This is a genomic window from Rugamonas aquatica, from assembly GCF_009380215.1.
GTDB classification, from domain to species: Bacteria; Pseudomonadota; Gammaproteobacteria; order Burkholderiales; family Burkholderiaceae_D; genus Rugamonas; species Rugamonas aquatica_B.
Genome location: NZ_WHUG01000018.1, coordinates 12,155 through 31,136, shown reverse-complemented (window position 1 = coordinate 31,136; position 18,982 = coordinate 12,155). Strand labels below are relative to the sequence as shown.

Sequence of the window (18,982 nt, the reverse complement as noted above, 5' to 3'; positions counted from 1 at the left end):
ATCAACTGGCGTCCCCAGGGGGATTCGAACCCCCGTACTCACCGTGAAAGGGTGATGTCCTAGGCCTCTAGACGATGGGGACAGAAATCTGTCCGTACTGCGATATTGGAAAAGTCCTGAAACACTGGCGTCCCCAGGGGGATTCGAACCCCCGTACTCACCGTGAAAGGGTGATGTCCTAGGCCTCTAGACGATGGGGACTTTTCCAAGGCGCGAATCATAGCAGTCTCTATCGCGCTTGGCAATAGCAAACCCTTGTTTTTACAGGAAAAAGCCGAAACATAGTCGAGCTTGCAACAGGCGGGCAAACGCCGCAAAAACAAAAAAGCCGCTCTAGGCGGCTTTGCTGTGCTGGCGTCCCCAGGGGGATTCGAACCCCCGTACTCACCGTGAAAGGGTGATGTCCTAGGCCTCTAGACGATGGGGACATGTCGGTGCTTCCTGCGCTAATGGTGGAGGTAAGCGGGATCGAACCGCTGACCTCTTGCATGCCATGCAAGCGCTCTCCCAGCTGAGCTATACCCCCCGGGCGCAGAAAGTCTTCTGTCGTACTACGTTTTTACTACTCATCAGCCAGGCAAAGCTGGCGTCCCCAGGGGGATTCGAACCCCCGTACTCACCGTGAAAGGGTGATGTCCTAGGCCTCTAGACGATGGGGACCCTGGAACTACGGTTACTACTTTCGTCATCATCTCCGCGCAGTGGTGGAGGTAAGCGGGATCGAACCGCTGACCTCTTGCATGCCATGCAAGCGCTCTCCCAGCTGAGCTATACCCCCCGGGCGCAGAAACAATAAAAGCCGCTTGCGCGACTTTTGTTTTCACTACTTGTATCTATCCAGCATAAAGCCAAACATCAAACAATCAGTACAAACAACGTCAACTACAACATCTACAACTTTGGCGTCCCCAGGGGGATTCGAACCCCCGTACTCACCGTGAAAGGGTGATGTCCTAGGCCTCTAGACGATGGGGACTGCGAACAACCAATTCTGCAACGTGGTGGAGGTAAGCGGGATCGAACCGCTGACCTCTTGCATGCCATGCAAGCGCTCTCCCAGCTGAGCTATACCCCCGTTTGCTGCAGAAACAAGAGTATAGCAAAGAAGCTGCACTATGCAAATACCCTTTTGCAACTTTGCTCAGGATTCAATGCAGAATCACAGAAACTTGGCGAGGCGGGCCAGGATGACGTCGCGACCGAAGATCTGCAGCACCGCATCGATGGCCGGGGTTTGCAGTTGACCGGTCACGATCAGACGCAGCGGCATCGCCATCTGCGGCATCTTCAGCGTGTTGGCGGCCAATACTTCCTTAATCATCGCGGCCAGCGCTTCCTTGGTCCACTCCACCGTTTTGCAGCGCTCGGCAAACTGCGCCAGCGCCGGCTTGACGGCATCGGTCAGGTGCTGGGTCATCAGCGCGGCGTCCGGCTGCGGCGTGCGGAAGAACAGCATGGCGGCGTCGGCCAGTTCATTGACGGTGTTGACGCGTTCCTTCATCAGCGCCAGCACGGCCGGCAGCGACGGCGCGCCCTCGCCTTCCAGCACGGCGCCGGCGGCCAGCATGCGCGGCTGCGCCAGCGCGGCCAGGCGCTCGTTGTCGGCCTGCTTGATGTAGTGGTTGTTGAGCCAGTTCAGTTTCTCGATGTTGAACTGCGCGGCCGAATTCGACAGGTGGGTGCCGTCGAACCAGGCGCATACCTGCTCCATCGAAAACACTTCGGCGTCGCCATGACTCCAGCCCAGGCGCACGAGGTAGTTAAGGATCGCTTCCGGCAGATAGCCTTGCGCCGGGTAATCCATGACATTGACGGCGTCCTTACGCTTGGACATTTTCTGGCCGTCGGCGCCCAAGATCATCGGCAGGTGGCCGTACAGCGGCAGCGGTGCGCCGATGGCGCGCAGGATGTTGATCTGGCGTGGCGTGTTGTTGACGTGGTCGTCGCCGCGCAGCACGTGGCTGATTTCCATGTCCCAGTCATCAACGGCGACGCAGAAGTTGTAGGTCGGCGTGCCGTCCGGGCGGGCGATGACCAGGTCGTCCAGTTCCTTGTTGCCGATGGTGATGGTGCCTTTGACGAAATCGTCCCAGCTCACTTCGCCGTCCAGCGGGTTCTTGAAGCGCACCACCGGCTTGCGGTCGGCAGGAATGGCCGGCAGGGTCTTGCCCGGCTCAGGACGCCAGGTGCCGTCGTAGCGAGGCTTCTCGCCGGCTTCGCGCATGCGCTCGCGCATCGCTTCGACTTCTTCCGGCGACGAGTAGCAATGGTAGGCGGTGCCGGCTGCCAGCATCTGCGCCACCACTTCGCGGTAGCGGTCCATGCGCTGCATCTGGTAGAACGGACCTTCGTCGTGGCTCAGGCCCAGCCATTCCATGCCTTCGATGATGGCTTGCACCGCTTCCGGGGTCGAGCGTTCCAGGTCGGTGTCCTCGATGCGCAGCACGAAGGTGCCGCCGAAGTGGCGGGCATAGGCCCAGGAGTACAGCGCCGTGCGGGCGCCGCCCAGGTGGAGGTAGCCGGTCGGGCTGGGTGCGAAACGGGTGCGGACTGGCTTGGCTGGTGCAGTAGTCATCGAAGTAGGAATGCTTATGTGTAAAAGAAGCTATTTTACCGCGTCGGCGAAGGTGCGGCGATACTGCTCTTCGGCGTCGGCGCGGGTGTTGATCTCAAATAGCAGGCCGCCGGGCGCTTCGCAGAAGAAGCGCGAGCCGCGTTCGTGATAGAACACCTCGGTTTTCATGGTCACGCCATCCTGCTTGAAACGCTGGTGCATGGCGCGCACGTCGTCGGCGCTGGGCAGTTCGAAACCGAGATGGAAGTTGTGCGGCCAGACGGTGCTGCGGTCGCCGCAGTCTTCGATGACGATGTCGAAGCCGTCGCGCTTGAGGATGCTGACCGGGCCGGCCAGTTCGACGCGGCAGCCCAGCTGGCGCTCGAAGAAGGCGACAGTGGCGGCGACGTCGTTGGATGGGAAACTCAGGTGATTCAAACGCATGGTGGACTCCGTTTTATGTGGTGAATGAAAGCCACAGATTACGGAGTTCGCCCGACACCGGCAATTCGCTACCCGGCAGGCGGGCGGGAGCGAAAAACCGGTGTTAAAACAAGGCCTTGCGGCTTAGATCAGCCAAGGCGCGGCGGCGCTATTCGCTTTTCATCAGGCCGACGTCAGCGATATGAAGAGCATCACCTGCGTGATGATGACGGCCAGCGTCATCAGATAGGCGACCACCAGCACCAGCCAGCGGGCCACCGTCGCCAGCGGCGCGCCGCCGTAGACATTGTGCATCGCCCGGGCGATATACAGGAACAGCAGCGCAAGCAGCAGCCGCGTACCCCACACCCACGGCGTGACGTGCACCAGCGCCATGATGAAGAAGGCGAAAGCATTGACGTGCAGCGCGAACAGCAGGTACTCGCCGTAGCGCCGGCCCGACGGCAGGTACAGCAGCTTGAGGAACAAGGCAAACACCGGCACCATGAAGAAGATCACATACGGCATGCGGGCGAAGAAGCCATGCGTCAGGCGCTCGGCCTTTTGCCCGGGCGGCAAGGCATAGTAGCGGTCGAGCGACTGCTGGAAGGTCGGGAACACGGTGCGCAAGACGGTCAGCGCGAAGGATGGGTTATCGGTGCTGGGCAGCGTCAGGCCGAAGTTGACGTGACTGCCGTCCGGCGTGACGTCCACGCCAAAGTTGTAATAGCCCAGCATGATCTCGTAGCGCTTGATATTGGCCGCATCCGCCACGCGCAGCTCCGTTTTCCCGATATCGGCGCGGACCGCCGGCCTCTTCGCGGCCGTGCCGTCCTTGGCGCTCTCGCCCACCGAAAAGCCGCTGAACTGCAGCAGCGCAAACAGGATCACACTCAGCGTCAGGAACAGCCGCAGCGGCTGCATGTAGTTGACGCGCTTGCCGGCCATATAGGCCTTGGTCAGCGCGCCTGGACGCAGCAGCAACTGGCCCATCGTGCGCCACAGCTTGCCTTCGATGGCGACGTAGTGACCGATGAACTCGGCGACGAATTCGCCCATGCTGGGCGGATGCAGCACGGCTTCCTGGCCGCATTGCGGGCAGAAGTTGACGCCGAGGCGGGCTTGGCAGCCGGGGCAGAATTCAGGGGTGGCGTGATGCGCGGCGGGCGCGGGAACAGCGTGCAGAGGGGGCGACGTCAAGGGCGGCTTCCAGAGCGTGAAAACCGGAATGCTACCTCATGGAGTTGCGTTTTTTAATACTTTTTTTGGAAAAGTTGCGCGCAGTGTGGGCTGCGCGCAACCATCGCGGCGATCGCCTTACTTGACGGTGATCTTGATGTCCTTGCTCATGCCCGGACCATAGGACTGGTGCAGGCCGTTGGCGAACTGCATCGACAACACATAGGTGCCCGGCGCCAGCTTGACTTCGGTCTCGGTCTGGCCCTTGCCAAAGTGGATGTGATGCTCATCGGCAGGCACGACTTCGCCAGCCTTGACCGGCGCGGCGTTAATCAGCAGGTGATGGTGGCCGGTGTTGGCCGTCATGTCGCCGGCCGGCTTGACTTCCATGCCGGTGACGGCGAACTTGACCTTGACCGGGCTGGTGACGGTGGCGCCATCGGCCGGTTCGACAAACGATACCGATTGCTGGGCAAAGGCGGCGGCGCTGATGGTCAGCAAGGCTGCTACGGCTGCGATTTTTTTCATCATGTGGGTATCTCCGAGGTTAATTAATCGTTCTTGATTACGATGCTAGGGAACTTGCTGGTCATGTCTTTGGCCTTCTCCGAGACCTGCACTGCGATCTTGCGGGCGATGTCCTTGTAGATGGCGGCGATCTGGCCGTCCGGCTCGGCAACCACGGTCGGCTTGCCGGAATCGGCCTGCTCGCGGATCGCCAGCGTCAGCGGCAAGGCGCCGAGGAATTCGACGTTGAAGTCCTTGCACATCTTGGCGCCGCCGCCGGCGCCGAAGATTTCCTCCGCGTGGCCGCAGTTGGAGCAGATGTGCGTGCTCATGTTCTCGACGATGCCGAGGATGGGAATGCCGACCTTCTCGAACATCTTCAAGCCCTTGCGCGCGTCCAGCAGCGCGATGTCCTGCGGCGTGGTGACGATGACGGCGCCGGTGACCGGCACTTTCTGCGACAGGGTCAGTTGAATGTCGCCGGTGCCCGGCGGCATATCGACGATCAGGTAATCGAGGTCGCGCCAGTTGGTTTGCTCCAGCAGCTGCTGCAGCGCCTGCGTGACCATCGGGCCGCGCCACACCATCGGCTCATCCGGGTCGATCAGGAAGCCGATCGACGACACTTGCACGCCGTAGTTTTCCAGCGGCTCCATGGTCTTGCCATCCTTGGTCTCCGGACGGCCGGACACGCCCAGCATCATCGGCTGCGACGGGCCGTAGATGTCGGCGTCCAGCAGGCCGACCGAGGCGCCCTCGGCGGCCAGCGCCAGCGCCAGGTTGACGGCGGTGGTCGATTTGCCGACGCCGCCCTTGCCCGAAGCCACGGCGATGATGTTCTTCACGTTGGGCATCAGCTTGAGGCCGCGCTGCACGGTGTGCGAGATGACCTTGCTGTGCACGTTGACACTGACCTTGCCCGCGCCCGGCAATGCGCCCAGACCGGCAACGACGCTGGCGCGGATGCTGTCGAACTGGCTCTTGGCCGGGTAGCCCAGCTCGATGTCGAGCGAGATGTCGCCGCCCTCGACCTTCAAATTCTTCACGGCCTTGCCGGACACATAGTCTTTCGTTGTATTTGGGTCAACGATTTGGGACAGCGCGGCTTTGACGTCTTCTACTGTGATGCTCATGTAACTCTCTCCGTAAAATGTGCCCTCATTCTAGCGCATCGCGACAGAAATCCCCTCGAACGTGCGCAGTAGCGGCTTCCACTGTTAAAATGCTCTTTTTCCACCCACAAAGTGCATCAACCATGACCCGCAAGCTGTTCGTCACCACTGCCCTGCCCTACGCTAACGCCGCTTTCCATATTGGCCACATGATGGAGTACATCCAGGCCGACATCTGGGTACGGTTCCAGCGAATGCAGCGCGATGGCGAAGCGCAACGCGTGGTGCACTTTGTCGGCGCCGATGACACCCACGGCACGCCGATCATGATCGCTGCCGAAAAAGAAGGCATCACGCCGCAGGAATTCGTCGCCAAGATCGCCGCCGGCCGCGCCCAGTACCTGGACGGTTTCCATATCGCCTTCGATAACTGGTATTCGACCGACTCGCCGGAAAACGTCGAACTGTCGCAGGGCATCTACCGCAAGCTGCGCGACAACGGCCTGATCCAGACCAAGATCGTGCCGCGCTTCTACGACCCGGTCAAAGGCATGTTCCTGGCGGACCGCAACATCAAGGGCGAGTGCCCGACCTGCCACGCCAAGGACCAGTACGGCGACAACTGCGAAGTGTGCGGCGCCGCCTACCAGCCGACCGAGCTCATCAACCCGTTCTCGGTGTTCACCAACGCCACGCCGATTCTGAAGGATTCGGAGCAGTACTTCTTCAAGCTGTCCGACCCGCGCTGCTATCAGTTCCTCAAGGACTGGCTGAACACGCCGGGCCGCCTGCAGCCCGAGATGGTCAACAAGGTCAGCGAATGGCTGGGCGAAGCCGGCGAGAAGCTGGCGGACTGGGATATCTCGCGCGACGCGCCCTACTTCGGCATCCCGATTCCTGACGCGCCGGGCAAGTTCTTCTACGTGTGGCTGGACGCGCCGGTCGGCTACCTGGCCAGCCTGAAGAACTACTGCGAGAAAAAAGGCATCGACTACGAGGCGCTGCTGAAAGATCCGGGCACCGAGCAGATCCACTTCATCGGCAAGGACATCGTCTCCTTCCACCTGCTGTTCTGGCCTGCCATGCTGAACTTCGCCGACCATCCGGTGATCGACAAGCTCAAGGTCAACGTGCACGGCCACCTGACCGTCAACAACGAAAAGATGTCGAAGTCGCGCGGCACCGGCATCTCGCCGCTGCGCTACCTGAACCTGGGCATGAACCCGGAATGGCTGCGCTACTACATCGCCTTCAAGCTGAACTCCAAGGTGGAAGACCTGGACTTCACCGGCGACGACTTCGTGGCCCGCGTCAACAGCGACTTGATCGGCAAGTACGTCAACATCGCTTCGCGCTGCGCCGGCTTCATCGCCAAGAAATTCGACGGCAAGCTGGCGTCGTCGCTGTCCGACGGCGCGCAGGGCTGGATCAAGCGCGCACTGATCACCGCTGACGGCATCGAACGCCAGGCCAGCATCGCCGCCAATTTCGAGGCGCGCGAGTTCGGCAAGGCGCTGCGCGAGATCATGGAAATCGCCGACATCACCAACCAGTATGTCGATGAAAACAAGCCGTGGATCCTGGCCAAGGACGAGGCCAAGCTGGCCGAGCTGCACGACGTCTGCACCGCCGCGCTGATCCTGTTCCGCCAGCTGACCATTCTGCTGTCGCCGGTGCTGCCGGGCGTGGCCGCCAATGTGTCGAAGTTCCTCAACGACGAGCAGCTGGTGTGGGCCGATACCGATGTCGCCAGCGGCGTGGTGTCGAACGCGATGCTGGGCCGTACCATCGGCGCCTACGCGCACCTGATGACCCGCGTTGACGCCAAGATGATCGAAGACCTGTTCGACGCGCCGGCACAGCAAGCTGCGGCCGCAGCCGCACCGGCGGTTGCCGCCAAGCCTGCCAAGCAAGCCGCTGCTGCCGCGCCGGCCGCACCGGCGCTGCCGATGCCGGAAGGCGTGGAAGAACTGGCGCCGCAGATCAGCATCGACGACTTCGTCAAGATCGACCTGCGCGTGGCCAAGATCGTCAACTGCGAGCACGTCGACGGTTCCGACAAGCTGCTGCGCCTGACGCTGGACGTGGGCGAAGGCCGCCTGCGCAACGTCTTCTCGGGCATCAAATCGATGTATCAGCCGGAAGAACTGGTCGGCAAGCTGACCGTGATGGTGGCCAACCTGGCGCCGCGCAAGATGAAGTTCGGCGTATCGGAGGGCATGGTACTGGCTGGTTCGGCCAAGGACGAGAAAGCCAATCCAGGCATCTACATCCTCAATCCATGGCCGGGCGCTGAACCGGGCATGCGCATCCGCTAAGGACTTGCATGAACATCGTGGTCCGCGAAGCGACGAATGACGATGCCAGGCTGATCGCCGACCTCACGCGTGCTGCGTGGGCCGGCAAGGTCAACGTCACTTCCAGCGGACACCGCGAAACCGCCGTACTCGTCGCAGAACATCTGCGTGCGGGCGGCGGTTTTGTTTTGCTGGTCGATGAGCAGCCGGTGGGTTCGGTGCGCTGGCTGCCGCTCGATGCGGAGCCGGATGTGTGGGAAGTGTGCCGCATGGGCGTGCTGCCGCAGTACCGGGGCGGCAATCTGTCGCAGCATCTGCTGGAGGCAGTGATCCATCACGGCCTGGCGTCCGGCGTGGAAGAGGTGCGGCTGGCCGTACGCGGCGACCAGCCCAAGCTGATCGACTTCTATACCGCCTTCGAATTCGAGCTGGCCGAGGAGCTGGAATACTCGCACGCCAATCCGATGGAGCCGCCACCGCTGGTGATGCGGCGCTCGCTCAAATACTAAACACCGGGGGTCAAGTCTGACATTCGGACACAAGCTCGACGTTAGCCAGGCAGCTATGGCTGAGGCCGTGTTCAAATGTCAGACTTGACCCCACGGGTTATTTGTAGATGCCGCAGCCGATCACGACGTCGTCCACGCGCTCGACGTAGGTGCGCTTGCCGTCGACTTTGCCGGTGCTGGGGTTGGGCCATTTGTAGTCGACCCAGCCCTTGCCTTCCTTGCTCATGCCCAGCGCCAGGATGTCCTTGATCAGGTATTTGCCGTCAGCGTCCTTCATCTCCAGCACGTTCTTGCCGACCAGCTTGACGTTGGCGCCGTTGGCCAGCTCCACGCCATCGCCGTTGGCGCCGAAGGCGAAGATGTACAGATCCTTCTGGATGAACTGCCCCTTCGGATTATTGAACTCGGCGAAGGCCTTCTCCTTGCCGTTCTTCTTCAGGAACTCGCTGGCCTTCTTGACCATCGCCACCGCCTCATCAGCCGTGCCTTTTTCCGCCGCGCCGGCGCACAGCGCTACCATCATCATGACGCATACCAGTATCAATTTTTTCATGTGAGCTCCTTAGAAGATGTGGCGAATGCCGAGATTGAGACCGCGATTACCCGTGCCGCCTTCGATCGCACTACCGACCGTGTAGCCGGCGCCGTTCTTGTTGCGGATGTAAGCATACACCCCGTACAAGTCGGTGCGCTTTGACAGGTAGTAGCGATAGCCCGCCGCCAGCTGCTCGGCATCCTGATTGAAGCCGGTCTTGTCGTTCTTGCGGATGTAAGAGCCTATCCACGTACCGAACCCCTGCGGCACCGTCACACCCAACAGCACCACGCTGCTGTCGATGGAAGGCGTCGGCGCCACCGCGTAGCCGAACGGGTTGTTCAGGTTGCGCGGCAAGGCGCTGTTCAAGCCCTTGTCCACGCCATACGCAAAGTGCGCCTTCGCCACGCCGAAGTCGTACAACGCCGTCAGCACGGTGTTCTTGGCGCTGCTGGTATTCTTCAGCGTGGCCGTATCGTTGTTGCGGTTGTGATGCGCCAGACGCACCACCAGCGGGCCGCTGGTGTAAGCGACCGAGCCGCCGAACTGGCGCTGCGCCGTGCTGTCGCCCGGCACCTCGCCGACGCCGTAGACCACTTCCGCATTGAAGCCGTTCACCACCGGCGACGCGTACTTGACCGCGTTGTCCATGCGGCTGGCGCTATTGCCGGTGGAGGCCATCAGGTTCTTGGTGTCGCCCGCCGTGCCGGAGCCGAAAGGATCGACCGCCGCCACCGCCAGATACTGCGGCGTGTACTGGCGGCCCAGCGTCAGCGTGCCTGCCGTCTTGCTCTGCAGGCCGACATAGGCCTGGCGGCCGAACAGCAAACCGCCCTGTCCCATGGCGCCGGTGTCGGCCTGGAAGCCGTTCTCCAGCAGGAAGATGGCCGACAGGCCTCCGCCCAGATCCTCGCTGCCCTTGAAGCCCAGCCGCGAACCCGCCTCCACGCCGCTGGTCAACTTGGTGCTGGAGGCCGCGGCGCCAACGCCGCCGCTCTCGCGCACTACGGCCATGTCGACAATGCCGTACACCGTCACATTCGATTGTGCCGCCGCAGTCCCCGCCAATGCGCCCAGGGTGAGCGCAAGCATAGTTTTTTTCATTTTTATCTCCAGTTGGTTTGCTTACTTGGTGCGCTTGGTGCCGAAGCCGCCGCCACCCGGCGTCTCGATGGCGAATACATCGCCGGCCTGCATCTCGGCCGTGTGCGTCGCGCCGAATTCCTCTACCGAGCCGTCGCCGCGCTCGACCCAGTTGCGGCCCAGCGCTCCAGGCGCCGCACCTTCCAGCCCGAACGGCGCGATGCGGCGGTGGCCGGCCAGGATGTTGGCCGTCATCGCCTCCAGGAAGCGGATGCGGCGCAGCGCACCATCACCGCCCCGCTGCGCGCCATCGCCGCCGCTGCCGCGACGGATCGCATGCGTTTCGACCAGCACCGGGAAACGCCACTCCAGCACCTCCGGATCGGTCATGCGCGAGTTGGTCATGTGGGTCTGCACGGCAGCCGTGCCGTCGAAGCCCGGTCCCGCGCCGGAACCGCCGGCAATGGTCTCGTAGTACTGGTGCTCCGCGTTCCCGAAGGTGAAGTTGTTCATCGTGCCCTGCGAGGCCGACATCACGCCCAAGGCTCCATACAGCGCGTCGGTCACGTACTGCGACACTTCCACATTCCCGGCCACCACGGCCGCCGGGTAGCGCGGATTGAGCATCGAGCCTTCCGGGATGATGAGCTTGAGCGGCTTGAGCACGCCCTCGTTCATCGGGATATCACTGTCGATCAGCGTGCGGAACACGTACAGCACGGCGGCCTTGCACACCGACAGCGGCGCGTTGAAGTTGGTCGGCCGCTGCTCACTGGTGCCGGTGAAATCCACCGTGGCGCTGCGGCTGGCGTGGTCGATGGTCAGCTTCACGCGCAGCACGGCGCCGTCGTCCATCTCGTACGAGAAGCTGGCGTCGCGCAGGCCGCCGATGGCCTTGCGCACCGCCGCTTCCGCGTTGTCCTGCACGTGGCCCATGTAGGCCAGCACCACGTCTTCGCCGTAGCAGGCGGTCGCCTTCAGCAGTTCGTTGGCGCCGGTTTCGCATGCGCCTAATTGCGCGATCAGGTCGGCGATGTTCTGGTCGATGTTACGGCTCGGCCAAGGCCCGGCAGCGAACAGGCCGCGCACCAGCGGTTCCTGGAACACGCCACGGTCGACGATCTTGATGTTATCGAGCAGGACGCCCTCTTCCAGGATGCTGGTGCTGTTTGGCGGCATGGAGCCGGGCGTGATGCCGCCGACATCGCCGTGGTGGCCGCGCGCGGCGACGTAGAACAGCGGCTGCTCCCCATCGCCGTAAACCGGGCATACCACCGTGATATCCGGCAGGTGCGTGCCGCCGTTGTACGGCACGTTGAGCACATAGGCGTCGCCCGGCGCCATCGTGGCCGCATGTTCGCGGATCACACACAACACACTGTCGCTCATCGAGCCCAGATGCACCGGGATGTGCGGCGCGTTGGCGATCAGGTTGCCGTAACGGTCGAAGATGGCGCATGAGAAGTCCAGCCGTTCCTTCATGTTGACCGAGTAGGCGGTGTTCTCCAGCGTGGTGCCCATCTGCTTGGCGATCGCCATGAACAGGTTGTTGAAGATCTCCAGATGGATAGGATGCACGTCGGTGGTCATCTTGTGCGCGCTGCCGGCTGCCACGCCGCGCTCCAGCAGCAGCGTGTGGTCGGGCAGCACGCGCGCGGTCCAGCCGGCGTCCACCACGGTGGTGGCGATCTCCTCGCGGATCAGCGCGGGGCCGGCCACGCGGCTGCCCACCGGTAGCTCGGCGCGCACGTGCAGCGCGATAGGCACGGTCTGGCCGTCGACGTAGCTGTAGACGCGGCCCGGCGCATCCGCCCCGCCGCCGGCCGGCACTTCGATGACGAAATCTGCGCCATCGCCAGCACCGATCGCCTCGGCGGACACGGACTCGATCACCAGCGGCTGGCCTTCCATGACGAAGCCGAAGCGGCCGCGATACAGCGCCGCGAAGGCCTCGCTCATCTCGGCCATGCTGGCCAGCGGAATGACGAAGGCCGAATCGCTGTCCTGGTACTTCAGCCGTGCGCACAGTTCAACGCGGATGTCTTCCTGCGCCACCTGCTGCTCCAGCAGTTCGATGGCGGCATCGCGCGCCAGCGCCACCAGCTGCGGTCCCAGCTCGGCCAGCGTGGCGTCGCTGAGCGGCTGTTCGACGGCGCCCTCGCGCATGGCGCGGATATCGGCCAGCCCCATGCCGAACGCCGACAACACGCCGGCGAATGGATGGATGACGATCTTGGTCATGCCCAGCACATCGGCCACGCGGCAGGCGTGCTGCCCACCAGCGCCGCCGAAGCAGCACATGGCGTAGCGGCTGACGTCATAGCCGCGCTCCACCGAGATCGACTTGATGGCCTGCGCCATATTGTCGACCGCCACCGCCAGGAAGCCGTCAGCCACGGCGGATGGCGACAACCGGGTGCCGGTTTCGCGGGCGATCTTCTCGGCCAGTTCGCCGAAGGCGCGCACCACCACGTCGCGGTCCAGCGGCTGGTCGCCGTTCGGGCCGAACACGCGGGGGAAGTGCTCCGGCTGGATACGGCCCAGCATCACGTTGCAGTCGGTGACGGTCAGCGGGCCGCCCTTGCGGTAGCTGGCCGGCCCCGGATTGGCGCCGGCCGATTCCGGCCCCACCTTGAAGCGGCCGTTCTCGAAGCTGCAGATCGAGCCGCCGCCCGCCGCCACGGTATGAATGTGCATCATCGGCGCGCGCACCCGCACGCCGGCCACCACGGTCTCGAACACGCGCTCGTAGGCGCCGTCGTAGTGGGCGACGTCGGTCGAGGTGCCGCCCATGTCGAAGCCGATCACCTGTTTCAGCCCGATCGCCTCGCAGCTCTTGACCGCGCCGACGATGCCGCCGGCGGGGCCGGACAGGATCGCGTCCTTGCCCTGGAAGCGGCGGGCGTCGGTCAGGCCGCCGTTGGACTGCATGAACATGATGCGCACGTCGCCCGTATCGGCCGACACCCGCGACACGTAATCACGCAGCACCGGCGACAGGTAGGCGTCCACCACGGTGGTATCGCCACGGCCGACGATCTTCATCAAGGGGCTGACCTGATGGCTGACCGAGATCTGCGTGAAGCCTGTCTCCTCGGCCAGCGCCCGCAGCCGCTGCTCATGCTGCGGGAAGCGGTAGGCGTGCATCAAGACGATGGCGATGGCGTCGATGCCCATCGCCCGCAGCGCCACGAACTGGCCGCGCAGACGCTCCTCGTCCGGCACCTCCAGTACCTCGCCGCGCGCGCCGATGCGCTCATCGATCTCGATCACTTTTTCGTAGATCAGGTCCGGCAGCTCAATACGCATGGCAAAGATGTCGGGCCGGTCCTGGTAGCCGATGCGCAGCTGGTCGGCGAAACCGCGCGTGATCGCCAGCGCCGTGCGTGCGCCCTTGCGCTCCAGCAGCGCGTTGGTGGCGACGGTGGTGCCCATCTTGATCACTTCGATCTGCTCGGCCGGCAGCGGCTCGCCGGTCTTCAGGCCGAGCAGGTCGCGCATGCCCTGCGTGACGGCGTCTTCGTAGCGCTCCGGGTACTCGGACAGCAGCTTGTGCGTGACCAGCTTGCCGTCCGGGCGACGTGCGACGATGTCGGTGAAGGTACCGCCGCGGTCTACCCAGAACTGCCAGCGGAGTGGTTGGGCGGGGATGTCGTTTTTCATGGTGTGGCCTCTACTATCTCAATCAGGATTCAAGTTGTTTGCCGGCGGTTTCGGGCAGCGTCAGCGCGGCCAGTATCATCACGCCGTAGGCTGTGCCGGCGAACACGCCAATCGCCTCGCCCAGCGCCATCGACTGGCTGCTCATGCCTATCATCAGCGGGAACAGCGAGCCGATGGCGCGGCCCATGTTGTAGCTGAAGCCCTGGCCGGAGCCGCGTATCGAGGTCGGGAACAATTCGGTGAGGAAGGCGCCCATGCCGCTGAACACGCCGGATACGCAGAAGCCCAGCGGGAAGCCGAGGAACAGCATCACGCCGTCCGTCACCGGCAGCCGGGTGTAGGCCAAGGCGATACACATCGAACCGGTGGCGAACAGGATGAAGTTCTTCTTGCGGCCCAGGTAGTCGGTCAGGAAGGCGCTGACGATGTAGCCCACATAGGAGCCGACGATCACCATCGCCAGGTAGCCGCCGGTGCCCAGCACCGTCAGATGGCGCTCGGTCTTGAGGAAGGTCGGCAGCCAGGTGGTGATGGCGTAGTAGCCGCCTTGGGCGCCGGTGGTCAGCAGCACGGCACGCAGCGTGGTGCTCAGCATCTTCGGCGCGAAGATCGCGGCGAACGAGGCGCGGTCCTGCGGCGCCACCTTGTTCTGCTGCGCGACGAAGACTTCCGGCTCGTCGACGAAGCGACGGATGAAGATCACGAACAGCGCAGGCAGTATCCCCAGCAGGAACAACGAGCGCCAGGCCCAGTCGGCCGGCAGCAGCGAGAACATCAGCGCATACAGCAGCGCCGACACGCCCCAACCTATCGCCCATCCCGCCTGCACCATGCCGACCGCCTTGCCGCGGTCCTTGGCGCGAATCACTTCGCCGATCAGGATGGCGCCGGCGGTCCACTCGCCGCCCATGCCAAAGCCCATCAGGCCGCGCGCCACCAGCAGCTGCGTGAAGTTCTGCGCCAGTCCGCACAACACGGTGAAGAAGGCGAACCACAGGATGGTCAGCTGCAGCGTCTTGACGCGGCCGATGCGGTCCGACAGGATGCCGGCGATCCAGCCGCCGGCGGCGGAGGTCAGCAAGGTGACGGTGCCGATCAAGCCGGCGTCGCCCTTGGACAGGCCCCAGGTGGCGATCAGCGTCGGGATCACGAAGCTGAGGAACTGCGTGTCCATCGCGTCGAGCGCGTAGCCGATCTTGCAGCTCCAGAAGGTGCGGCGCTCCTTGCCGGTCAGTGCGTGGAACCAGGAGAAGAAGCCTTCCTTCTCGGCAGTCGATAGTGCTGTGGTGTTCATGGTGCTCCCCTATTTTTCAGGCGCAGCACTCCCCGTTCGGACGCGCGCTGCGGGTCCGTCGTGGGTGCCACTGTGGTTTTAAGTCAGAACGCTGCTAAGGATGAATTGAGGATGTCGGTGACGAGCATGTACCCCGGCTGGTGGGTGATCGCCAGCGGCAGGCGCGCGTGGCGGATGGCTTCCTGCGGCGTCACGCCGCATGCCCAGAAGACCGGTATTTCGTCAGGCATGATCTCGACCGCGTCGCCGTACTCGGGGCGGTTGATGTCGGCGATGCCGATCAGCGACGGGTCGCCCAGATGCACCGGGGCGCCGTGCACCGCCGGAAAACGGCTGGTGATCTGGATCGCACGGATCGCGTCGGCCGCCTTCATCGGCCGCATCGACACCACCATCTCGCCGCCGAACGGGCCGGCGCTGCGGTTGCGGATATTGGTGCGGTACATGGCGACGTTGCGGCGCTGCTCGATGTGGCGCAGCTTGATGCCGGCGTCGATCAGCATCTGCTCGAACGAGAACGAGCAGCCGATCGCGAACACCACCAGGTCATCGCGCCACAGGTCGTGCAGCGCGTGCGTTTGCGCGGCCAGTTCGCCGTCGCGGTAGATGTTGTAGCCGGGCGTATCGCTGCGCAGGTCCATGTCGGCGCCGAGCGCGCTGACGTTCCACTGTCCCGGCTCACCGACCGCCAGCAGCGGGCAGGCGCGCTGATTGCGCTGGCAGAACAGCAGGAAGGCGTCGGCATGCGCCTGCGGCAGGATCACCAGGTTGGCCTGGGCGTAGGCGCCGCAGTAGCCGGCGGTCGGCAGGCGGAACTCGCCGCTGCGCACCTGTTGGCGTAGTTGAAGTGGGGTCATGGCGTGTCTCGCTTTTATCGTCGTTCTTATCGTTTAAAGTCATGATTAACTTGCATGAGTTAAGAATAAACTTGAATAACCCTACACGCCATCTAGTTATTTTTGCTGTTGTTGTATAGTTTTTCTTACCACTCCGCGCTATCTTGGTGCGCCGGGTTAAGGTATTCTTGTCTGCCATGAACACCCGCTTCCTGGAGACCTTCGTCACCCTTGCCCAGTTGCGCAGCTTCCGCGCCACGGCGCGCGCGCTGCACGCGACACCGGCCGCCATCTCGCTGCGCATCAAGACGCTGGAGGAAGAGCTGCAAACGGAATTGATCGACCGCGCCAGCAAGGACTTCCGCCTGACCGCCAACGCCGAGTACCTGCTGGCCCACGCCAAGGCGGTGGTCGACGCCACGCGCCGGCTGACGGCTGCGGCGCAGAAGGACAGCGCGATCCGAGGCCGCCTGCGCGTGGGCGTGATCGAATCGGTGGTCCATAGCTGGCTGGCGCAGTATATCCGCGAGTTGAACACCACCTATCCCGAACTGGAAGTCGATCTGGCGGTCGACATGAGCAATGTGCTGGAGCGCCGGCTGCGCGCGCGCGAGCTCGATCTGGTGATCCAGGTCGAGGGCGTGGAGAGCAGCGACATCGTCTCCGAGGCGCTTGCGGTCTACCCGCTGCACTGGATCGCCCGCAAGGGGCTGGTCGACACGCGCAAGGAAGGCTTGAACCAGCGCCTGCTGGCCCTGCCCATCCTGACCTTCGGGCGCGGCACGGCGCCGCAGCGCATGATCGAGGAGATCGTCAGCAAGATGGCCAACCTGGCGATGGTGCCGCTGGAGCAGACCCGCATCACCTGCTCGCCGTCGGTGGCGGCCATAGTGCAGCTGGTGAAGGACGGCTACGGCGTGGCGGCCATCCCCAGCCTGTTCGTGGTCGATGCGCTCAACAGCGGCGAGTTCATCGAACTGCCGGTGCAGCCGGAACCGCCGGCCATCATCGTCTCGATGTGCTTCCACTCCAACGCCGAGATGCTGGTGCACGCGGCCGCCAACGCCGCCCGACTATCCTGCGCCAGCTACTGCGCGCAGGTCGATCCCCGCTATATCAAGTCGCTGGGCTAAACCTCAAGCCCATCGCCGCCATCGAGCAACAGTAAAAATACTGGGGTGCTTGCGCATGGTTTTATTTGCACTATTATCTCCCTGCCGGCGCACCCACACATCACGGAGACAAATCATGGCAATCCACATCAGGCATTTGATGTCGCGTGTGCTCGCCGCTACGATCCTGCTGCTGACGGTCTGCACGGCGCAAGCGGTGACGGCCGGACCCGGCGCATGGAGCTCGCAGCAGACCTGGGCCGCCGACAGCGTCAACGGCGGCAACCTGACCGGCTATTTCTACTGGCCCGCCTCGCAACCCACGCTGGGCGGCAAGCGCGCGCTGGTGCTGGTGCTGCACGGCTGCCTTCAAACGGCCGGAGGGGACGTAATTAACACCACCGGCGACGGCGGCTTCAATTGGAAGGCCGCGGCCGACCAGTACGGCGCTGTGATCCTGGCGCCCAACGCCACCGGCAATGTCTACAACAACCATTGCTGGGACTACGCCAACACCACGCACAACCGCAGCGCCGCCGGGCACGACGCCATCCTGCTCGACCTGGTCGGCCGCTTCGTCAACGACCCACAGTACGCCATCGATCAGAATCAGGTCTACGTCACCGGCCTGTCGTCGGGCGGCGGCGAGACCATGGTGCTGGGTTGCCTGGCGCCGGACATCTTCGCCGGCGTCGGCATCAATGCGGGGCCGCCGCCGGGCACCACCACGCTGCAGATCGGCGCCGTACCTTCCGGGTACACGGCCGCCACGGCGGGCAACAAGTGCAAAGCGATGGCGGGCGCCAACGCCGGCGCCTTCGCCACGCAGATCGCCGGCGCGGTGTGGGGCACGTCGGACTTCACGGTGGCGCAGGGTTACGGGCCGATCGACACGGCGGGCATCCGCCTGGCTTACGGCGGCAGCTACGCCAAGGGCGCAGCGGTGGCGGTGGCTGGCGGCGGCAGCAACATCCCCTACACAGACAGCAACGGCAAGCTACGTACGCACGAGATCACGGTGAGCGGCATGGGCCATGCGTGGCCGGCCGGCAGCGGCGGCCAGAACACCAACTACGTCGACTCCACGCGGGTCAACTACCCGGCCTTTGTCATGGACTTCTGGTTCAAGAATAATTTGCGAACGTCGGCGACACCGGGGCCGGAGATGACTTCCTGCGGCACTACGGTGGTCAGCGGCAGCGGCGTTACCATCAGTGGCGCGGGCACGGCCAGCGGCGGCGTGGCCAGTTACGGCGTGCTACTGAACGGGCCGACGCCGATTAACGATACGGCTGCCGGCAGCGGCGCCAGTTTCAGCAAGACCTACAATCTGGCCAGCGGCTACTACACCGGCAGCGTCACCGCCACCGATGCGTTGGGCCAGGTTTCGACTGGGTGTCCGCTCGCGCAATTCCTGGTCGGCAGCGCGCCGGTGCTGCAACCGCCGACGGGCCTTGCCGCCGGCACGCCAACTGCCAGCAGTGTGCCTTTGAGCTGGAACGCCGTCAGCGGCGCCACCGGCTACAACGTGTATCGCAATGGCGCCAAGCTGAATGCGTCGCCGCTGCCTGCCACCAGCTATACCGCAGGCGGGCTGGCGGCAGCCACCACGTACAGCTTTGCCGTGTCAGCGGTGGGCGCGTCGGGCGAGAGTGCGCTGTCGGTGGCGATCAACGTGACTACTGCGCCGGCGTGGAGCTGCACCACCGTCAGCGCCAGCAACTACGCGCACGTGCAGGCCGGGCGCGCGCACGACAGCGGCGGCTATGCGCTGGCCAACGGCTCCAATCAGAACATGGGCTTGGATAATCTGTTCTTCAGCAGCGTGCTGGCGCAGACGGCGGCCGGTTACTACGTCATCGGCGCCTGTCCGTGAGC

At 63.7% G+C, this 18,982-nt stretch carries 14 protein-coding genes and 8 tRNA genes; 4 read left to right on the top strand and 18 right to left on the bottom strand.

Translation table 11 applies throughout. The features are described 5' to 3' along the window. Nucleotides 1-6 precede the first annotated feature (6 nt). The 13 genes from GEV02_RS28645 to apbC all read right to left on the bottom strand — a co-directional run bounded on the left by GEV02_RS28645 (nt 7) and on the right by apbC (nt 5,796). Nucleotides 7-82 (bottom strand) — tRNA-Glu (locus GEV02_RS28645). Between the two features lie 43 nt (nt 83-125). Then, nucleotides 126-201, bottom strand: a tRNA-Glu gene (locus GEV02_RS28640). A gap of 151 nt (nt 202-352) precedes the next feature. Then, a tRNA-Glu gene (locus GEV02_RS28635) sits at nt 353-428 on the bottom strand. A gap of 22 nt (nt 429-450) precedes the next feature. Continuing rightward, nucleotides 451-526: transfer RNA gene (locus tag GEV02_RS28630), tRNA-Ala, on the bottom strand. A 58-nt stretch (nt 527-584) separates the two neighbouring features. Then, nucleotides 585-660 (bottom strand) — tRNA-Glu (locus GEV02_RS28625). A gap of 42 nt (nt 661-702) precedes the next feature. Continuing rightward, nucleotides 703-778, bottom strand: a tRNA-Ala gene (locus GEV02_RS28620). Nucleotides 779-900: 122 nt separating this feature from the next. Next, a tRNA-Glu gene (locus tag GEV02_RS28615) sits at nt 901-976 on the bottom strand. A 23-nt stretch (nt 977-999) separates the two neighbouring features. Then, nucleotides 1,000-1,075 (bottom strand) — tRNA-Ala (locus tag GEV02_RS28610). Between the two features lie 84 nt (nt 1,076-1,159). Further along, the gene (gene gltX / locus GEV02_RS28605) at nt 1,160-2,575 is read right to left on the bottom strand and encodes a glutamate--tRNA ligase (protein ID WP_152841260.1); all 1,416 of its coding nucleotides are present in this window, start codon (nt 2,573-2,575) and stop codon (nt 1,160-1,162) included. A 30-nt stretch (nt 2,576-2,605) separates the two neighbouring features. Then, entirely contained in the window at nt 2,606-2,998 is a 393-nt protein-coding gene (locus GEV02_RS28600) for a VOC family protein (protein ID WP_152841259.1), read from the bottom strand. A gap of 162 nt (nt 2,999-3,160) precedes the next feature. After that, nucleotides 3,161-4,177, bottom strand: a complete 1,017-nt coding sequence (locus GEV02_RS28595) for a DUF3667 domain-containing protein (RefSeq protein WP_152841258.1) — start codon at nt 4,175-4,177, stop codon at nt 3,161-3,163. Nucleotides 4,178-4,294: 117 nt separating this feature from the next. Continuing rightward, complete coding sequence (locus GEV02_RS28590) at nt 4,295-4,687, bottom strand: DUF4399 domain-containing protein (protein WP_152841257.1); 393 nt, start codon at nt 4,685-4,687, stop codon at nt 4,295-4,297. A gap of 20 nt (nt 4,688-4,707) precedes the next feature. After that, on the bottom strand, nt 4,708-5,796 hold the full coding sequence (gene apbC / locus GEV02_RS28585; protein WP_152841256.1) for an iron-sulfur cluster carrier protein ApbC: 1,089 nt from the start codon (nt 5,794-5,796) through the stop codon (nt 4,708-4,710). A gap of 122 nt (nt 5,797-5,918) precedes the next feature. On the opposite strand from apbC, the gene metG reads away from it, so the two are divergent. After that, nucleotides 5,919-8,093 (top strand): methionine--tRNA ligase, encoded by a 2,175-nt coding sequence (gene metG / locus GEV02_RS28580; RefSeq protein ID WP_235923018.1) that lies wholly within the window; start codon nt 5,919-5,921, stop codon nt 8,091-8,093. 8 nt (nt 8,094-8,101) lie between these two features. Beyond that, nucleotides 8,102-8,581: a GNAT family N-acetyltransferase gene (locus GEV02_RS28575; RefSeq protein ID WP_152841254.1), complete on the top strand. Its 480-nt coding sequence runs from the start codon at nt 8,102-8,104 to the stop codon at nt 8,579-8,581. Nucleotides 8,582-8,678: 97 nt separating this feature from the next. Here GEV02_RS28575 and GEV02_RS28570 read toward each other — a convergent pair whose 3' ends face one another. The 5 genes from GEV02_RS28570 to GEV02_RS28550 all read right to left on the bottom strand — a co-directional run bounded on the left by GEV02_RS28570 (nt 8,679) and on the right by GEV02_RS28550 (nt 16,031). After that, complete coding sequence (locus tag GEV02_RS28570) at nt 8,679-9,134, bottom strand: cache domain-containing protein (protein ID WP_152841253.1); 456 nt, start codon at nt 9,132-9,134, stop codon at nt 8,679-8,681. Between the two features lie 9 nt (nt 9,135-9,143). Further along, nucleotides 9,144-10,220: a porin gene (locus GEV02_RS28565; RefSeq protein ID WP_152841252.1), complete on the bottom strand. Its 1,077-nt coding sequence runs from the start codon at nt 10,218-10,220 to the stop codon at nt 9,144-9,146. Between the two features lie 21 nt (nt 10,221-10,241). After that, entirely contained in the window at nt 10,242-13,862 is a 3,621-nt protein-coding gene (locus tag GEV02_RS28560) for a hydantoinase B/oxoprolinase family protein (protein WP_152841251.1), read from the bottom strand. Nucleotides 13,863-13,884: 22 nt separating this feature from the next. Continuing rightward, nucleotides 13,885-15,156 carry an MFS transporter gene (locus tag GEV02_RS28555; RefSeq protein ID WP_070361321.1) on the bottom strand — a complete coding sequence of 424 codons (1,272 nt, stop codon included), beginning with the start codon at nt 15,154-15,156 and terminating at the stop codon, nt 13,885-13,887. Between the two features lie 83 nt (nt 15,157-15,239). Next, nucleotides 15,240-16,031 (bottom strand): putative hydro-lyase, encoded by a 792-nt coding sequence (locus GEV02_RS28550; protein ID WP_328595944.1) that lies wholly within the window; start codon nt 16,029-16,031, stop codon nt 15,240-15,242. 158 nt (nt 16,032-16,189) lie between these two features. Here GEV02_RS28550 and GEV02_RS28545 point away from each other — a divergent pair, with 158 nt between their 5' ends. Next, complete coding sequence (locus tag GEV02_RS28545) at nt 16,190-17,125, top strand: LysR family transcriptional regulator (RefSeq protein ID WP_152841249.1); 936 nt, start codon at nt 16,190-16,192, stop codon at nt 17,123-17,125. A 139-nt stretch (nt 17,126-17,264) separates the two neighbouring features. Beyond that, the gene (locus tag GEV02_RS28540; RefSeq protein WP_235923035.1) at nt 17,265-18,980 is read left to right on the top strand and encodes an extracellular catalytic domain type 1 short-chain-length polyhydroxyalkanoate depolymerase; all 1,716 of its coding nucleotides are present in this window, start codon (nt 17,265-17,267) and stop codon (nt 18,978-18,980) included. Nucleotides 18,981-18,982: the final 2 nt, after the last annotated feature.